Origin of the sequence: Polaribacter sp. Z022 (assembly GCF_023555495.1) — a bacterium.
Classification (GTDB): domain Bacteria; phylum Bacteroidota; class Bacteroidia; order Flavobacteriales; family Flavobacteriaceae; genus Polaribacter.
The window spans coordinates 145,589-161,958 of record NZ_JALCZO010000002.1 but is presented as its reverse complement, the minus strand read 5'-3'; the positions used below and the strand labels follow the sequence as shown (position 1 = coordinate 161,958).

General features: G+C 27.3%; 19 protein-coding genes. 13 read left to right on the top strand and 6 right to left on the bottom strand.

Annotated features, from left to right (window positions below):
* The first annotated feature begins 25 nt into the window (after window positions 1-25).
* Window positions 26-745: a YebC/PmpR family DNA-binding transcriptional regulator gene (locus MPF13_RS04520; protein WP_249981138.1), complete on the top strand. Its 720-nt coding sequence runs from the start codon at window positions 26-28 to the stop codon at window positions 743-745.
* A 118-nt stretch (window positions 746-863) separates the two neighbouring features.
* Here MPF13_RS04520 and lpxK read toward each other — a convergent pair whose 3' ends face one another.
* On the bottom strand, window positions 864-1,877 hold the full coding sequence (lpxK, locus tag MPF13_RS04515) for a tetraacyldisaccharide 4'-kinase (protein ID WP_249981137.1): 1,014 nt from the start codon (window positions 1,875-1,877) through the stop codon (window positions 864-866).
* Window positions 1,878-1,953: 76 nt separating this feature from the next.
* On the opposite strand from lpxK, the gene MPF13_RS04510 reads away from it, so the two are divergent.
* Together MPF13_RS04510 and MPF13_RS04505 are read left to right on the top strand one after the other, a co-directional pair.
* The gene (locus MPF13_RS04510) at window positions 1,954-3,048 is read left to right on the top strand and encodes a Nif3-like dinuclear metal center hexameric protein (RefSeq protein WP_249981136.1); all 1,095 of its coding nucleotides are present in this window, start codon (window positions 1,954-1,956) and stop codon (window positions 3,046-3,048) included.
* Window positions 3,049-3,050: 2 nt separating this feature from the next.
* Window positions 3,051-3,824, top strand: a complete 774-nt coding sequence (locus MPF13_RS04505; protein ID WP_249981135.1) for a zinc ribbon domain-containing protein — start codon at window positions 3,051-3,053, stop codon at window positions 3,822-3,824.
* Between the two features lie 70 nt (window positions 3,825-3,894).
* On the opposite strand, the gene MPF13_RS04500 is transcribed toward MPF13_RS04505, so the two are convergent.
* The 4 genes from MPF13_RS04500 to MPF13_RS04485 form a co-directional block, all read right to left on the bottom strand.
* Complete coding sequence (locus MPF13_RS04500; RefSeq protein WP_249981134.1) at window positions 3,895-5,805, bottom strand: DUF349 domain-containing protein; 1,911 nt, start codon at window positions 5,803-5,805, stop codon at window positions 3,895-3,897.
* Between the two features lie 105 nt (window positions 5,806-5,910).
* Complete coding sequence (locus MPF13_RS04495; RefSeq protein WP_249981133.1) at window positions 5,911-6,669, bottom strand: shikimate dehydrogenase family protein; 759 nt, start codon at window positions 6,667-6,669, stop codon at window positions 5,911-5,913.
* Window positions 6,650-7,657, bottom strand: a complete 1,008-nt coding sequence (locus MPF13_RS04490; protein ID WP_249981132.1) for a DUF368 domain-containing protein — start codon at window positions 7,655-7,657, stop codon at window positions 6,650-6,652. Before MPF13_RS04490 ends, MPF13_RS04495 begins: the two co-directional genes overlap by 20 nt.
* Window positions 7,658-8,581 (bottom strand): polyprenyl-phosphate transporter, encoded by a 924-nt coding sequence (locus tag MPF13_RS04485; protein WP_249981131.1) that lies wholly within the window; start codon window positions 8,579-8,581, stop codon window positions 7,658-7,660.
* 186 nt (window positions 8,582-8,767) lie between these two features.
* Between MPF13_RS04485 and MPF13_RS04480 the strand changes: the two genes are divergently transcribed.
* The 4 genes from MPF13_RS04480 to MPF13_RS04465 are packed head-to-tail and all read left to right on the top strand — an operon-like array spanning window position 8,768 to window position 10,727.
* On the top strand, window positions 8,768-9,073 hold the full coding sequence (locus MPF13_RS04480) for an ArsR/SmtB family transcription factor (protein WP_249981130.1): 306 nt from the start codon (window positions 8,768-8,770) through the stop codon (window positions 9,071-9,073).
* A gap of 47 nt (window positions 9,074-9,120) precedes the next feature.
* Entirely contained in the window at window positions 9,121-9,357 is a 237-nt protein-coding gene (locus tag MPF13_RS04475) for a thioredoxin family protein (RefSeq protein ID WP_249981129.1), read from the top strand.
* Window positions 9,358-9,362: 5 nt separating this feature from the next.
* A complete protein-coding gene (locus MPF13_RS04470) occupies window positions 9,363-9,737 on the top strand; it encodes a rhodanese-like domain-containing protein (RefSeq protein ID WP_249981128.1) in 375 nt (124 codons plus the stop codon).
* A gap of 12 nt (window positions 9,738-9,749) precedes the next feature.
* Window positions 9,750-10,727 carry a permease gene (locus MPF13_RS04465; RefSeq protein WP_249981127.1) on the top strand — a complete coding sequence of 326 codons (978 nt, stop codon included), beginning with the start codon at window positions 9,750-9,752 and terminating at the stop codon, window positions 10,725-10,727.
* Between the two features lie 70 nt (window positions 10,728-10,797).
* Here the strand turns inward: MPF13_RS04465 and MPF13_RS04460 are convergent, their stop codons facing one another.
* A complete protein-coding gene (locus MPF13_RS04460; RefSeq protein ID WP_249981126.1) occupies window positions 10,798-12,168 on the bottom strand; it encodes a tetratricopeptide repeat protein in 1,371 nt (456 codons plus the stop codon).
* A 194-nt stretch (window positions 12,169-12,362) separates the two neighbouring features.
* Here MPF13_RS04460 and pyrR point away from each other — a divergent pair, with 194 nt between their 5' ends.
* The 6 genes from pyrR to MPF13_RS04430 are packed head-to-tail and all read left to right on the top strand — an operon-like array spanning window position 12,363 to window position 16,204.
* Window positions 12,363-12,902, top strand: a complete 540-nt coding sequence (gene pyrR / locus MPF13_RS04455; RefSeq protein ID WP_249981125.1) for a bifunctional pyr operon transcriptional regulator/uracil phosphoribosyltransferase PyrR — start codon at window positions 12,363-12,365, stop codon at window positions 12,900-12,902.
* Between the two features lie 2 nt (window positions 12,903-12,904).
* Window positions 12,905-13,834, top strand: coding sequence for an aspartate carbamoyltransferase catalytic subunit (locus tag MPF13_RS04450; protein WP_249981124.1), 930 nt, complete (start codon window positions 12,905-12,907; stop codon window positions 13,832-13,834).
* 3 nt (window positions 13,835-13,837) lie between these two features.
* Window positions 13,838-14,170: a hypothetical protein gene (locus MPF13_RS04445; protein WP_249981123.1), complete on the top strand. Its 333-nt coding sequence runs from the start codon at window positions 13,838-13,840 to the stop codon at window positions 14,168-14,170.
* 11 nt (window positions 14,171-14,181) lie between these two features.
* A complete protein-coding gene (locus tag MPF13_RS04440; protein WP_249981122.1) occupies window positions 14,182-14,502 on the top strand; it encodes a T9SS type A sorting domain-containing protein in 321 nt (106 codons plus the stop codon).
* On the top strand, window positions 14,499-15,413 hold the full coding sequence (locus MPF13_RS04435; RefSeq protein ID WP_249981121.1) for a ribonuclease Z: 915 nt from the start codon (window positions 14,499-14,501) through the stop codon (window positions 15,411-15,413). The genes MPF13_RS04440 and MPF13_RS04435 overlap by 4 nt, the downstream gene beginning before the upstream one ends.
* Before the next feature lie 20 nt (window positions 15,414-15,433).
* Window positions 15,434-16,204 carry a LuxR C-terminal-related transcriptional regulator gene (locus tag MPF13_RS04430; RefSeq protein WP_249981120.1) on the top strand — a complete coding sequence of 257 codons (771 nt, stop codon included), beginning with the start codon at window positions 15,434-15,436 and terminating at the stop codon, window positions 16,202-16,204.
* Window positions 16,205-16,370: the final 166 nt, after the last annotated feature.

Sequence of the window (16,370 nt, the reverse complement as noted above, 5' to 3'; positions counted from 1 at the left end):
ATTTTAATTAAAACAATCATTAGAAATGGGTAGAGCATTTGAGTTTAGGAAAGCAAGAAAAATGAAACGTTGGTCAGCAATGGCAAAAACTTTTACCAGAATTGGTAAAGACATTGTTATGGCTGTAAAAGAAGGTGGTCCAAGTCCTGAAACAAATTCTCGTTTACGTGCAGTTATTCAGAATGCGAAAGCTGCAAACATGCCAAAAGATAATGTAGAACGTGCAATTAAAAAAGCAACTGACAAAGATACTGCCAATTATAAAGAAGTACTTTTTGAAGGATATGCACCTCATGGAATTGCTATTCTTTTAGAAACTGCAACTGATAACAACAACAGAACTGTAGCAAATGTTAGAGCTGCTTTTAATAAATGTGATGGAAACTTAGGAACTTCTGGTTCTGTAGTTTTTATGTTTGACCATACTTGTAACTTCACTGTTAAAAAAGAAGATATTACAATGGATATGGAAGAATTAGAATTAGAACTAATAGACTTTGAAGTAGAAGAAGTTTTTGATGATGAAGAAGGAATTATTATTTATGCTCCTTTTGAGCAATTTGGTGCAATTCAATCTTTCTTTGAAGAAAATAATGTAGAAATTTTGTCTTCTGGGTTTGAAAGAATTCCAACTACAACTACTACTTTAAGTGGAGAGCAACAAGCAGATGTAGAAAAACTATTAGAAAAATTAGAAGAAGATGATGATGTACAAAATGTATATCACTCAATGGTAATTGAGTAAATTAAAATATAAAAGTGACTTTTTAGATTTAGTTGTGTCACATAAAAGAAGTAAACTTATAAAAGATACTTCTAACAAAAATCAAAAAAAAAGAACCAGCGCCTAAAAACGCTGGTTTTTATTTTATATGATTTATTATAATTGAATTAAACTCTTCTTGCTTTTCAATAAAAGATGTTTGAATCCCTAAAAAAGAAAGTTCTTCTATACTATTTTCTAAACGAACATAATCTTTTTCTGTAGTTAAAATTAACTTTTTAGAAGATTTTAATTTTGAAAATTCGCCTTTAATATCTTCTATTTCATTTTCTGTAAAATGATGATGATCAGAATATTTTAAATGCTTAAAATTAACACCTTTTTCTTTTAAAAAAGATAATAAAGGAATAGGATTAGCAATACCAGTTATTAATAAAACTTCATAATTTTTCAATTCATCAATAGCAACTATTTTTGCCCCAGAAGTATTTTCATCATATGAAATACTTGTAAAAAAAACACTTTTATGATATTTTTTTAACTTAGATTCAATCTTATTTTTCTGACCTTTTGTTAAAAATTCTGGACATTTTGTAACCAATATTACATCTGCTCTTTTTGCCCCTCTTCTACTCTCTCTTAAATTACCTGTTGGTAACAAAAAATCATCCGTAAACAAATCATCAAATTTGGTTAGTAAAATATAAAAACTTCCTTTTACTTTTCTGTGCTGAAAAGCATCATCTAATAAAATTACTTCAGGAGATTTTCCTGCTAATAAATTTGTAATTCCTTCTACTCTATTGGCATTAACAGCTACATTAATAGTATTAAATTTTTTAAAATATTGCAAAGGTTCATCACCTACATCTTCTGCAGAATGTGTTTCATTTAACAAAACATATCCTTCAGTTTTACGTTTATATCCTCTACTTAAAACAGCTGTTTTAAACGTATCTTTTAATAATCTAATTAAGTATTCTATTTGAGGCGTTTTACCTGTACCTCCTACACTTAAATTACCAACAACTATTACTGGTGAATTAAAAGAAGTTTGTTTAAATACACCTACATTAAAAAAGAAATTACGAATAGTTGTTACTAAATCATAAATGATAGCAAATGGGTACAATAAATAACGTAGAAATTTCATTAACACGAAAATAAGTCATTTTTATGGATTGATGAACGGAAAATGTTAACTTTGATTTTCAATACAATTTTGTTTTATGATTATTAAAGACGTTACCAATTACTTAGAAAAATTAGCTCCTTTAAATTATGCAGAAGATTTTGATAATGTTGGTTTATTAGTAGGAAATTATAATACTACTGTTACAGGTGTTTTGGTAACTTTAGACACTTTAGAAGAAACTATAGATGAAGCAATTGCAAATAAATGCAACTTAATTATAAGCTTTCATCCAATTATTTTTGGAGGTTTAAAAAAATTGAATGGAAATTCTTATGTAGAACGTGTTGTTTTAAAAGCTATTAAAAATGACATTGCCATTTATGCAACTCATACAGCTTTAGACAATAGCAAAAACGGTGTTTCAGCAAAAATGTGTGAAGTTTTAGGTTTAGAAAACTACAAAATATTAATTCCTAAAAAAGGAATCATAAAAAAACTAACTACCTATGTTCCTTTAACCAATGCAGATGAATTAAGAGCTGCTCTTTTTTCTGCAAATGCAGGAAATATAGGCAATTATGATAATTGTTCTTTTAATACTGATGGAATTGGAACCTATAAAGGAAATGAAGATTCTAATCCGACTTTAGGAGAGAAAGGAAAAAATCATTCAGAAAAAGAAACACAAATTTCTGTAATTTTTGAAAGTAAAAATAAAGCCTCTATTTTAAAAGCATTGCAAAAAAACCATCCTTATGAAGAAGTTGCATACGAAATTGTAACTACAGAAAATGTGCATCAAAATATTGGAATGGGTATGATTGGAGAGCTTCCAACAGCAATGAATGAAATAGAGTTTCTATTATATTTAAAGAAAACTATGAAAACAGATTGCGTTCGTCATTCTAATTTCATCAATAAAAAAATAAAAAAAGTAGCTGTTTTAGGTGGCTCAGGTAGTTTTGCAATTTCTAATGCAAAAAGAGCTGGAGCAGATGCTTATGTGAGTGCAGATTTTAAATATCATGAGTTTTTTAAAGCTGAAAACAAGATTCTTTTGGCAGATATTGGTCATTATGAGAGCGAACAGTTTACAAAAAACCTTTTGGTTGACTATCTTACAAAAAAATTTAGTAATTTTGCAGTCATTTTATCAGAAAAAAGTACAAATCCTATATATTATATATAACCATGGCAAAGAAGAAAGAAATTTCGGTTGAAGCAAAATTAAGAGCATTATACGATTTACAATTAATTGACTCTAGAATTGACGAAATTAGAAACGTAAGAGGTGAATTACCTTTAGAAGTTGAAGATTTAGAAGATGAAGTTGCCGGATTAAATACGCGTATTGCTAACTTAAACCAAGATGCAGCTAATTTAGAAACTGACATTAACAACAAAAAATTAGCTATTGAAGAGTCTAATGCGTTAATGAAAAAGTATGATGAGCAACAAAAGAAAGTTAGAAATAACAGAGAGTTTGACTCATTATCTAAAGAAATTGAGTACCAAGAATTAGAAATTCAATTAGCTGAAAAGAGAATTGTTGAGTACAAAGCTAAAATTGCGCAGAAAAACGAAGTTATTACTGCTACAAAAGAAAAATTAGCAAAACAAGAAAAACACTTAAGTCATAAAAAAGCAGAATTAGATGCTATTTTAAAAGAAACTGAGAAAGAAGAAGAGTTATTAGCTCAAAAATCTGAAGAGTTTTCACAGACTATTGATGCTCATTTATTTGCTGCTTATTCAAGAATTAGAACTAAAGTTAAAAATGGTTTAGCTGTAGTTGCTATAGAACGTGGAGCTTCTGGAGGATCTTACTTTACAATTCCACCACAAGTACAATTAGAAATTGCAAATAGAAAGAAAATTACTATTGACGAGCATAGTGGTCGTATTTTAGTAGATGCTGCATTAGCTGAAGAAGAAAAAGCTAAAATGGATAAAATATTTTCATAATTCATTTATGAAAAATCATAAAAAAACTCGAAGCTTTGCTTCGAGTTTTTTGTTTTATATAGATTAAGTATTAATAATCTATCTTTTTTATATAAGAAAGTTTTTCTTTCCAAACAGCTAAATCTTCTTTAAATTCTGCTACTCGTTTTTTAACGTTTAAAACTAAAGGATTATCATCTTTAGCGTTAGAAAAGAAACCTAAATTATTTTCTAATTGCTGAATTTCTCTTATAACCTCATCTATTTTCTTTCTTACAAACATTTGTTCAGAATCTAACTTTCTAACATCGTTATCAGCAGCCAATCCATCTACAATATTTGTAAACTTTAACATTGATATTTCTTTTTTATCTAAAGATAATCCACCAAAAGCTCTATCTATTAACTTATTAAATTTACCTTCTAAATGTCTAGAGTTTCTAGGTAAAGACCCCATACTTCTCCAATCATTAATAATTTCTATAATTTTATCTTTTGTTGGGTCTTTTAATTCTTTAATTGTTTCTAAAAATTCTTTTTTAGTTTCTACAACTGCTTGTTGTTCTTTATTTAAAGAGTTTTTTTGTTCATGAAATCTATCAAAATAATGATTACATGCAGCTTTAAAACGTTTCCAAATATCATCAGAAAATTTACGAGGTACATGTCCAATTTTTTTCCAATCAGATTGAATTCTTTTAAGAGTATTGGTTGTAGTTTCCCAGTCTTCACTATCTTTTAAAGATTCTGCAAGTTCTATTAACTCCATTTTTTTCTTTAAATTCTCTTGCTGACCGCTTTTTTCTTGTTTGTAAAAAATATTTTTAGCGCTATTAAATTTCTTAGTAGCAGCTTTAAATTTTTGCCAAACTTCTTCACTTTTAGAATATGGTAATTTACCTGCACTAAAATACTCTTGTCTTAACTCTTCAACTATTTTAATGCTTTTTTGCCAATCATTATGAGATTTATTGTTTGATGTATCATAGTCATTTAACTTAGCTACTACAACTAACTTTTTTTCTATAATTTCTTGGTGTTTAGAACGCATTTCTCTAAAATGATCATGTCTTTTGTCATGAATTTTTTTAGTTGCTGCACTAAACTTTTTCCAAACATCTTCTCTATGTTCTTGAGATACTGGCCCAATATCTTCTTTCCAAATTTTATGAAGTTCTTGTAATTCTTTAAAAGCTAAATTTATATCAGCTTCTTCTGCCAAAGCTTCTGCTTTTGCAATTATTTTTATTTTTTCTTCTAAATTATGCTTAAAATCTAAATCTCTAAAATCATTACTTAAATGTAATAAATCATAAAAACGTTCTACATGATGATGAAAAGTTTTCCATGTATCATTATAATGATTTTTAGAAACTGGTCCTATAGATCTCCAAGTATCTTGTAAACCTTTAAAGCTTTTATACATAGTTGCTGTATCTGCATTTTCAATTAAATCTTTTAATTGTTCAATTACAGTAAGCTTCTTTTCTAAATTCTCAGACATTTGCTTTTCTAAGTCATTATAATAAGCATCTCTTTGTTTTTTATATTCAGATAATAAGCTGTTATATTCAGATTTTACAGGACTAGAAAACTGAAAATCTATAGAGTTTCCTCCAGCCTCTAAAAATGCCGCTTTTTTATTTGCTAACAAAGTTCCAAATTGTTGATTGAAAGCACTTTTTATACCTTCTACTTGGCTCTTTATTTTTTGAATAGGATTATTTGCAAGTGTTTTCTTAAGTTCTACAACAAGTTCTTCTAAAGATAATTTAGAATAATCAACTACAGCAGTTTCTTCTTCTTTATGAGCATCTTTTTCTGCATCTACAGCTATAGATTTCTCTATTTCTTCAACAGCTTCAATTGTATCATCAACTTTTACTTCTGACTCTTCTAAATTATTTTCAGAATTTTCAGTTTCAACTTTAGAAGTTTCATTAGTAACTTCTTCTATTTTGTTTTCCGTTTTTTCAACGTTTTCTTCGTTATTTTCTAACATATCTACAATGTTTAAGGTCTAAATATAATTGTAATATTATATATCTATAAAGATACTGACAACTTCGTAAATCTGCAAACTATCTAACTAATAAAAAACTATGGGTTATTCTTCATTCCAAATTCTCCAAGACTCTTCTGCTTGTAATTGCAACATTTCATAACCATTTTTAATAGTTGCTCCTTGTTCTTTTCCTTTAGACAAAAAAGTTGTTATTTCTGGATTGTAGATTAAATCATACAAAAGATGTTTATCCGTTAAAAATTGATAAGGAATGTCTGGAGATTTTTCTACATTAGGAGATGTACCTACTGGAGTAGAATTTATAATAATATGATATTTCTTAATTACATCTTTAGTTAAATCTTGATAAGATATTTCTTTTTTACCATTAGGATTTCTAGAAACAAATTTAAATTTAATGTTGTTCTTTTTTAAAGCATATGCAATGGCTTTTGAAGCACCTCCTGTACCTAATATCAATGCTCTTTTATGATGTTTTTTTATAAAAGGAAATATCGATTTTTCAAAACCAACTACGTCTGAATTGTATCCTTTTAAGTTTCCTTTTTTAGTAAATTTAATTGTGTTTACAGCACCTATTTCTTTTGCAGTTTTATCTAGCTTATCTAGATATTGCATTACATCTTCTTTGTAAGGAATTGTAACATTTATACCTCCTAAAAACGTTCCTCCTTCTTCAATTACAGAAGGAAACTCTTCAATATTTTGCAAATCAAAATTTACATATTTATGATTTTCTAAATCTAGTTTTTCAAACTTTTCTGTAAAATATCCTCTAGAAAAAGAATATTCTATATTTTTTCCTAGTAAGCCAAAAACTTTATTTTTTCTTTCTTCCATAAAAATCTATTACCAATATTAATAAGATACCTATTACTATATAAAATAAAGCAAACCAGGTTTCTGAATTTGAAAAATCTGGAATAAAACGTTCGTAATTTTCTATTATTTTATTCCCTTTTTTATCAATTAAAAAATTATTATTCTCTTTTAAATAAATTGCTTTTTTCCAAGGCCAAACTATACCTAAAGAACCAGTTATAAAACCTATAATTACTGCATTTACAATTTGATTCCATCGTTTTAAAACATAACCTAAAACATGACTTATTGATACTAAACCAAATGCTGAACCAACCGTAAAAACACTAATAATTTTTAAATACCTTACTTTAATTGGGTCTGACAAAACATTAAAATTACCAGACAAAAGACTGGTTATAACATTAAACAAAACGTTAACAGAATCTACCAACAAAAGCACATAATTTCCTAATAAGATTAAAATAAATGAACCTGAAAGACCTGGAAGAGTCATACCAGAAACTCCAATTATTCCACAAAGAAAAACAAACCAAAGATTATCGTTTTCTGTTGCTGGTGTTAAAAAACTAATTCCAATTCCAATAGAAGCACCAATTATTAAAGAAAATATATTTTTTAAATTCCAATCTCCAAAATCTTTTCCTATATAATAAATAGAGCCAATTATCATTCCAAAAAACCAACTCCAAACGTACAATTCATAGTTTACTAAAAAGTAATCTAATACTAAAGAAATACTAAAGTAACTAAAAATACTTCCTCCCATAATTAGGAGTAAAAACTGACCATTTATGTATCTGTAAAAACTTTTAAAACGACCATTAAAAAGTAATTTAAATGCCTTTAAATTTACTTTTCTAAACGAATAAATTAATTCTTCATAAAAACCAAAAACGAAAGAAACTGTACCTCCAGAAACACCAGGAACTTTATTTGCTGCACCCATTGCCAATCCTTTTAAAAAGAGATAAACTTTATCAATAAAACTTCTTTCTTTTTGCATTTACTTTTTATGAACAGCTAATTTTTCCATTCCTAAAATAATACCAAAACCAACAATAGCTAAAACTATTGCCATGGTTAATTGTGCTTCTCCATCAAAAGTAAAAGGAGAAACACTTTGTTGATTAAATGGTACTTCTACTCCATGAGAATTTGTTCTCCAAGTTAAGGTTTCTTTCCAAGGCCAAATTTTGTTTAAAGAACCAATTATAAAACCTGTTAATGCTGCAAGAGTATAATTTTTGTAATTAGCAAAAAGCCATTTTAATATTTTTGAAAAAGATAACAAACCAATTACTGCACCCACCATAAAAACGAGTATTGTTTTAATATCTTTATTATTTACAGCTTCTAAAACTGGTTTATATGCACCTAATAAAACTAAAATAAACGAACCAGATATACCAGGTAAAATCATTGCACAAATTGCTATGGCTCCTGCAAAAAGTATGTATAAAGAAGAAGAATCTTCAGAAACCATAGGATTTAGTGTTGTAATATAATAAGCTAAAAAGGCACCTAAGACTAGAGCTAAAATAGAAATGAAATTCCATTTTGAAATTTGTTTAGCAATATAAATTATACTTGCTAAAACCAATCCAAAAAAGAAAGACCATAACAAAATAGGTTCATTTTCTAATAAATATTTAATAGCCTTTGCAAGTGATATAATACTTACAAAAATCCCTATAAATAACGCCGCTAAAAAATTACCATTTACTTGTTTCCAAGCCGCTTTTAAACCTTCTGTTTTTAAAGTTTTAAGTAAACTTAATTTTACATTACTTATAGAACCTAATAATTCTTCATAAATACCAGAAATAAAAGCAATTGTACCACCAGAAACCCCTGGCACAACATCTGCAGCTCCCATTGCCATTCCTTTTAATCCAATAACGATGTAATCTTTTATATTTCTTCCCATTTTAAGTTTTCTTTTTGTTAAACGAAGATAGTTGAAATTTAAATAAAAAATAAATTCTCACTTTTAAAATAGTCTGTTTTTAATACTAATTATCAATAAAATTTACACTTTTTTCAAAAAAAACTCAAAACATGATAGAAGTCACTTTTTACACCAAAAACCAATCGCATATTTGCGATAAGAAATATGAAACGAAATACAGAACAAATAAATTATAGAGAAAATACTGAAGCTTTAGCAAAATTTGCAAAAGCTCTTGGTCATCCAACACGAATTGCAATTTTAAAACATTTAGAAAATCAATCTTGTTGTTTTACTGGTGATTTAGTTGATGTATTTCCATTAGCTCAGTCTACAATTTCTCAGCATCTAAAAGAATTGAAAAAAGTAGGACTAATTCAAGGTGAATTAAAACCACCAAAAATTAAATATTGTATTAATCAACAAAATTGGAACATTGCTAAAACTTTATTTCAGCAATTTTTTGATTGATAATTTTTTATTAAACAAATCGTCTATTGGCGATAAACTTAAAACAAATGAGTAAAGTAATTAAAGTATTAGGTACAGGTTGTACAAAATGTAAAATGATGTTAGAAACAGTAAATAATGTTGTTTCTGAAAACAATATAGATGCAACTATAGTAAAAGTAGAAGACATTATGGAAATTATGGAATATAATGTTCTTTCAACTCCTGTATTAGTAATAAATGAATTTATTACCATTAAAGGTAGAGTACCTTCTAAAGATGAAATTATAGAATTATTAAAATAATAAAAATGAAAGAAGCAAAACAAATATGCCCAACATCAACTTTAAAAAAAGTTAACGAAGGTGCATTAATAGTAGATGTTAGAAACTCTGAAGAAGTTGCAAAGGTTTCTTTTGATGTACCAAACTATTTAAATATTCCAATATCTGAATTAGAAAATAGATTACACGAAATCCCTAAAAACAAAGAAATTGTAATGGTTTGTTTAAGTGGTATGCAAAGTTTAAAAACTACTTACTTTTTAATGAATGCAGGTTTTGAAAATGTATATAATATGAAAAACGGAATTATTAAATGGGCTTCAAAAGGGTTTCCTACAAAAGGAGATGTTAATTCTTTAGAAATAACTACTTGTTGTTGTTCTAATTCTAAATGTTGCTAAAAAAATCATGTAATGTTTAATTGGATACAAAATATTGCAGATTGGTTCGTTTACGACGTTTTAAATCTAGAAAAAGGACAACATTTAGCTGAAGCATTAAATTTCTTTATTTACGATACTACTAAAATTTTAATTTTACTTTTAGTTGTAATCTTTTTAATGGGTATAGTAAATAGTTATTTTCCAATTGATAAGGTTAAAAATTTTCTTTCAAGAAATAAATTATATGGTTTAGAGTATTTAATGGCTAGCTTATTTGGAGTTGTTACTCCATTTTGTTCTTGTTCTTCTGTACCATTGTTTATTGGTTTTGTAAGAGGAGGAATTCCTTTAGGTGTTACATTTGCTTTTTTAATTACATCTCCATTAGTAAACGAAGTTGCAATTGGTCTTTTTATAGGTTTGTTTGGCTTAAAAACAACCTTAATTTATGTTATTAGCGGAATTTTATTAGGTACTATTTCTGGAGTTATTCTTCAAAAATTAAAATTAGAGCGCTTTTTAACTCCTTGGGTAAAACAAGTTTTAGCTAATGCACAAAAAGAACAAGATGTATTTATAGCCGAAAAACAAAGTTTAAAACAAAGATTACCAATAATTTGGGATGAAGTTCTTAATATATTAAAAGGAATTATTCCTTATGTGGTTATTGGTATTGCAATTGGGGCCTTAATGCATGGTTATATTCCAGAAGGTTTTTTTGAACAATATATGGCAAAAGACAACTTATTTGCTGTACCTATTGCAACTATTTTAGCTGTACCAATGTACTCTAATGCTTCTGGTATTTTACCTGTAGCTCAGGTTTTAGTTGCTAAAGGAATTCCTTTAGGAACTGCAATTGCCTTTATGATGGGAGTAGTTGGCTTGTCTTTACCAGAAGCAATGCTTTTAAAGAAAGTAATGACCTTAAAACTTATTGCAATCTTTTTTGGAGTAGTTACACTTTGCATAATTATATCAGGATATTTATTCAACATTATATTATAAACTTTTATTTATGTTAAATTAATTACCTTTCATTTGGAAAGTATAATAGTAAAAAAATGTAGAAAAATATTTATTCTGTAGCTTTTTTAAAATCTTTTAAAAGCTTTTGTACTTTTTCGTTTTCATAAACAATTGGATACAATTCTTTTAAAATTATATGATAATCAAAATCAATTTTTAAACCAGCAATTAAATGATTATAACTGTATACTTCTTTATTTAATATAAAAAACAAACCAGCTAATCTATATTCTATTTCTGCAAAGTTTTTATATATTTTTTGAGCATCTAACAACGTAGAAATTGCAGCATTAAATTCACCTAAAAATGATAAAACATCTGTTAAACCAATATATACTTCAAGAGAATCATCATTTAAGTTAAAACAATTTTTAAAACCAGTTACTGCTTCTTCATAAAAGTTTAATTTTAAATTTATTTCTGCATATCGTTTCCAATATAAAGAATTATCTTCTTCTATTTTTAAAGCTTTAGAAATATAATAAGAAGCTTTTTCATAGTTTGCATTCTCAAAATATAGGTTAGTTAACAACATCCAACCTTTATCTAACAAAGGGTCTTCATGAACTGCTTTTTTATAAAAAGAAATTGCAGCATCAAAATTTTCTAGTTTTTCATGGCACTCTCCTATTCTAATATAAACAAAAGCAGTTGCATCATCTAGTTCTAAAGTAACTAAGTAATTATCAATAGCTTCTTTATAACGTTTTAACTCTTCTAAAGTTTTTGCTTTTTCTAGATATCCACCAATAAAAGATTCATCTATAATAACAGCATAATCAAAAGCGTTTAAAGCTTTTTCATAATTTTCTAAAATAAAATATTGTCTTCCTAATTGATGCCATGCAACTTCACAATAAGGATTTATATCTATGTATGAAACTAAATATTCTATGGCTTCAGTATGTTTTTTTTCCATATCAAAGCAATACACAACATTGTATAATGCAGAATAGTCTTCAAAATCTGCTTTTACACATTTTAAAAATGTTAAACGGGCATTATTAAAATCGTCTAAATACAAATATTCCATTCCTAAGAGCGACCAAATATCTACCTTATCATCTGTAAGAGTTAGTGCTTTTTTAAAGTGCTCTATAGCCTCTTTATGATTTCTTTTCTTAGAACTTATTGTTCCTTTTTGTATATAAACTTCATCGTTATTTGGTTCTAAACGATCAATTATTTTAAGAAGTAATGATGCTTTATCTAACTCATCTTCAAAAATGTACAACTCTACTTGTAACAATTTTAAATCTACAGAAGCAGGGTGTTGTTGCAACCCAAGTTTCACTGCTTTTTTAGCCAAAGCATGTTTACCAGCATCTAAATAATGAATGATTATTTCTTCAAACTCTACCAAATCAAAAAAGTAAATTGAATTGGTTTTAAGCATGGATTCAAATTTTAATAGAGACATAACTATGAGATTTGAATTAGTACATTAAAAGTAATACAAGTCTTAAGCCACATTTAAAATTGGGCAATTTGTTTTCAACAATTTAATTAACATTTAAAGCAAATTCGTATTTAGTACTTATAAATTTTGCACATACATTTTTTTACAGTAATTTTGATTTTCAATAACTATCAAGCTAATTTGATAGCTTTCTTATGAGCAAAAAAAACTTACTTAACTCAAAAGATATTGAAATAATTCTACATCGATTGGCATGTCAGTTAATCGAAAATCATAACGATTTTTCTAATACAGTTTTAATTGGTTTACAACCAAGAGGAAGCTATTTAGCAAATAGATTGGCAGATTTATTAAAAAATAAATACCAAGTTAAAGATTTACAATTAGGCCTTTTAGATATTACTTTTTATAGAGATGATTTTAGAAGACGAGATGCACCTTTAGCAGCAACTGCAACTGAAATGGATTTTTTAGTTGAAGGCAAAAATGTAGTAATTATTGATGATGTTTTATATTCTGGAAGAAGTGTTAGAGCTGCATTAAGCGCAATGCAAGCCTATGGAAGACCCGAAAATGTTGAGTTATTAGTACTAATTGACAGACGTTTTAGTAGACATTTACCTATACAACCAGATTATAGAGGTAGACAAGTAGATGCTATTAATGAAGAAAAAGTTTTAGTAACTTGGAAAGAAACAAACGAAGAAGACGCAGTTTATATAGAATTTAAGTAATTATGTCAGAATTAAGTGTAGAACATTTATTGGGAATAAAATATCTAAAGGAAACTGATATTGATCTTATTTTTAAAACAGCAGACCATTTTAAAGAAGTAATTAATAGACCTATTAAAAAAGTACCTTCTTTAAGAGATATTACCATTGCAAATTTATTTTTTGAAAATAGCACACGTACAAAACTTAGTTTTGAATTGGCTGAAAAAAGATTATCTGCAGATGTAATTAACTTTTCTGCAGGACAATCATCTGTAAAAAAAGGAGAAACTTTAATTGATACAGTTAACAATATCTTAGCTATGAAAGTAGATATTGTTGTTATGAGACATGCAAGTGTTGGTGCTGGTGTTTTTTTATCTAAACATGTAGATGCAAAAATTGTAAATGCTGGTGATGGTACTCATGAACACCCAACACAAGCTTTATTAGATTCTTATTCTATAAGAGAAAAATTAGGAAGCGTAAAAGGTAAAAAAATTCTTATTGTAGGTGATGTTTTACACTCTAGAGTTGCTTTATCAAATATTTTTGCACTACAATTACAAGGTGCAGAAGTAAAAGTTTGTGGCCCAACAACTTTAATTCCTAAATACATTTCTAGCTTAGGTGTAGAAGTCGTTAACAACCTTAAAAAAGGTTTAGAATGGTGTGATGTTGCCAATGTTTTACGTGTTCAGCATGAAAGAATGGACATTAAATACTTTCCTTCTACTAGAGAATACACACAACTTTTTGGTATAAATCAAGAAATTTTAGACAACCTTGGCAAGAAAATTGTAATCATGCATCCAGGACCAATAAATCGTGGTGTAGAAATTACAAGTGATGTTGCAGATTCTAACGATTCTATAATTTTAAACCAAGTAGAAAACGGTGTTGCAGTTAGAATGGCTGTAATATATTTATTGGCACAACAAGTTAAAAGGTAACTTATGCAAATAGAAAAAAGAGATAATTATACACTTATTTTAAGTGAAACATCTTCATTTACCGAATTTTACAATTCCTTTTTAATTGAAGAAAAAAAACATATAGACAATAATATTGTCATTCAATTTTCCGATAATATTAACATTACTACAGAAGATTATTTGTTATTTTTGAATATATCTGTTACAAAAAAACAAAATGGCACATCATTTGTTATAATAAGTTCTGATATTGATATTGATGATTTTCCAGAAAACTTAAACATTGTACCTACTTTACAAGAAGCAGAAGATGTTATAGAAATGGAAGATATAGAAAGAGATTTAGGATTTTAAGCAACAAAACCATGATAAAAAAAATACTTTTTATTTTATTTTTAAGTATTACTACTTTAGGATTTTCTCAAGAAAAAACTATTGAAGATTTATCTGCTGCTCCAAATCCTTTTACAAATTATACCAATATAATTTTTACTTCTACAACGAACTCAGAAATTAATTTTACTGTTAAAAATGTTTTAGGAAAAACTGTTTTTAAACAAAAAGTAAAAACAAAATCTGGTAAAAACAAAATACCTTTTTACAAAAATAATTTGCCAACAGGAATGTACATTTACAGCATTCAAAATAACAAGAAAATTATTTCTAAACGTTTTGTAATTAGATGAGCATATCATTAACAATATTAGGTTGTCATTCTGCAACTCCAAGAATAAACGCTTTTCCTACCTCACAATATTTAGAGATTAACAACAGTCATTTTTTAATAGATTGTGGTGAAGGTACTCAACGTCAAATGCGTAAATACAAGGTTGGTTTTTCTAAAATAAATCACATTTTTATTTCTCATTTACATGGAGATCATTTTTATGGATTGGTTGGTTTGCTCTCTACATATGGTATTTTAAACAGAGAAAAAGAACTTCATATTTACGGTCCTGTAGGAATTAAAGAAGTTACTTTATTACAATTAAAAATTTCTCAATCTCATGCAAAATATAAAATGATTTTTCATGAGTTATCTTCTAAAAAAAGTGAACTTATTTTTGAAGACAACAAAGTTTCTGTACGCACAATTCCGTTAACACACAGAGTTTACACAAATGGTTACCTTTTTACAGAAAAAGAAAAACCAAGAAAATTAAACATGCTTAATATTAGCGGTTATCCAGAAATTGATAGAGCTGATTATTTAAATATAAAAGCTGGTAGAGATGTTGTTTTAGCTTCTGGTGAAATAATTTCTAATTCAGAATTAACATTAGATCCTCCAAAACCTTTAAGTTTTGCTTTTTGTAGTGACACTAGTTACAAGCCAGATATAGTTCCTATAATAAAAGAAGCATCATTACTTTATCATGAAGCAACTTTTTTAGCAGACAGAGAAGATTTGGCTAAAAAAACAAAGCATTCTACCTCAAAACAAGCTGCCCAAATTGCCAAAGATGCTAATGTTAAACAATTAATTGTTGGACATTATTCTGGGAGATACAAAGACATATCATTGTTTAAAAAAGAAGCTCAAGAAATCTTTAAAAACACTAACTTAGCTGAACCTGGTAAAGTATTTAGTATTTAACTTAAAAAATTAAATTTTATTTGGAAACCAACAATATCAACTCAGTTTATAATAAAATTTTTAATAGCTACCCTGTAGTAGAAATTAAAGAACATATTAAAAAACTGATTGAGCTGGATTTCTACTACCCACATAATGCTACATTTTATTGCATTACCAATACTGTAAATCAAGATTTTGAATACGTAAGCAAAAACTTTAAAGCTTGTACTGGCTTATCTAAAGAAAAAATGTTAGAAGGAGGTATGGATTATTTTTGGACACTTTTCCATCCTAAAGACATAAAACTTTGGCTTTCATCTTTAAAAGAACTCATGGAATTTACTATGAATGAACTTCATGATGAAAAAAGAAAAAGAATGAGTTATTCTTGGAATTATAGAATTAAAAATGCCCAAGGAAAATACATTAATATTATTCAAAACACTACTCCCCTTCAATTTGATAAAGATAACAAACCTATTATTGGTTTAGCTCATTATACAGTTTTAGATGGAGAAATGAATATGGACATTTGTGCCTGTGCAAAGTATTTAAATAATGATAATGAATACGAAACTTTGTTCTATAAAAATATGTCTAATACTAATTTGTTAGATGTAATAAGTAATAGAGAAAGAGATGTTATTCGTTTGTTACTTTCAAAAAAAACGAGTCAACAAATTTCTGAAGCATTAAACATTAGTAAACATACTGTAGATACTCATAGAAGAAATATCTTAAAAAAACTAAACCTTACTTCTACTTTTGAATTATTAAGCTATTTTAAAAATAATCCAAAACTCATATAAAAATTCAGAATTCTTTCAATCAAATACTCACAATGAGTATTGCCCAATTTTTACCAATATATTAATTTTGCATACAAGTAAATTGAGTTGGTTTTTAATAAACAAAAGAGATTTATTAAAACAATAAAGTATTTGAAAGGAAAGAGTTTTTTACCAACTCAATTTA

Excerpts from the sequence above, each read along its gene's own strand:
- MPF13_RS04495 (WP_249981133.1), bottom strand. The coding sequence starts at position 6,669 with ATGGAAGAAAGAAAAAATAAAGTTTTTGGCTTACTAGGAAAAAATATA.
- MPF13_RS04485 (WP_249981131.1), bottom strand. The coding sequence starts at position 8,581 with ATGGGAAGAAATATAAAAGATTACATCGTTATTGGATTAAAAGGAATG.
- MPF13_RS04445 (WP_249981123.1), top strand. The coding sequence starts at position 13,838 with ATGCAAATAGAAAAAAGAGATAATTATACACTTATTTTAAGTGAAACA.
- MPF13_RS04475 (WP_249981129.1), top strand. The coding sequence starts at position 9,121 with ATGAGTAAAGTAATTAAAGTATTAGGTACAGGTTGTACAAAATGTAAA.
- MPF13_RS04505 (WP_249981135.1), top strand. The coding sequence starts at position 3,051 with ATGGCAAAGAAGAAAGAAATTTCGGTTGAAGCAAAATTAAGAGCATTA.
- MPF13_RS04500 (WP_249981134.1), bottom strand. The coding sequence starts at position 5,805 with ATGTTAGAAAATAACGAAGAAAACGTTGAAAAAACGGAAAACAAAATA.
- MPF13_RS04470 (WP_249981128.1), top strand. The coding sequence starts at position 9,363 with ATGAAAGAAGCAAAACAAATATGCCCAACATCAACTTTAAAAAAAGTT.
- MPF13_RS04510 (WP_249981136.1), top strand. The coding sequence starts at position 1,954 with ATGATTATTAAAGACGTTACCAATTACTTAGAAAAATTAGCTCCTTTA.
- lpxK (WP_249981137.1), bottom strand. The coding sequence starts at position 1,877 with ATGAAATTTCTACGTTATTTATTGTACCCATTTGCTATCATTTATGAT.
- MPF13_RS04450 (WP_249981124.1), top strand. The coding sequence starts at position 12,905 with ATGTCAGAATTAAGTGTAGAACATTTATTGGGAATAAAATATCTAAAG.
- MPF13_RS04520 (WP_249981138.1), top strand. The coding sequence starts at position 26 with ATGGGTAGAGCATTTGAGTTTAGGAAAGCAAGAAAAATGAAACGTTGG.
- MPF13_RS04480 (WP_249981130.1), top strand. The coding sequence starts at position 8,768 with ATGAAACGAAATACAGAACAAATAAATTATAGAGAAAATACTGAAGCT.
- MPF13_RS04460 (WP_249981126.1), bottom strand. The coding sequence starts at position 12,168 with ATGTCTCTATTAAAATTTGAATCCATGCTTAAAACCAATTCAATTTAC.
- MPF13_RS04435 (WP_249981121.1), top strand. The coding sequence starts at position 14,499 with ATGAGCATATCATTAACAATATTAGGTTGTCATTCTGCAACTCCAAGA.
- MPF13_RS04490 (WP_249981132.1), bottom strand. The coding sequence starts at position 7,657 with ATGCAAAAAGAAAGAAGTTTTATTGATAAAGTTTATCTCTTTTTAAAA.
- MPF13_RS04465 (WP_249981127.1), top strand. The coding sequence starts at position 9,750 with ATGTTTAATTGGATACAAAATATTGCAGATTGGTTCGTTTACGACGTT.
- pyrR (WP_249981125.1), top strand. The coding sequence starts at position 12,363 with ATGAGCAAAAAAAACTTACTTAACTCAAAAGATATTGAAATAATTCTA.
- MPF13_RS04440 (WP_249981122.1), top strand. The coding sequence starts at position 14,182 with ATGATAAAAAAAATACTTTTTATTTTATTTTTAAGTATTACTACTTTA.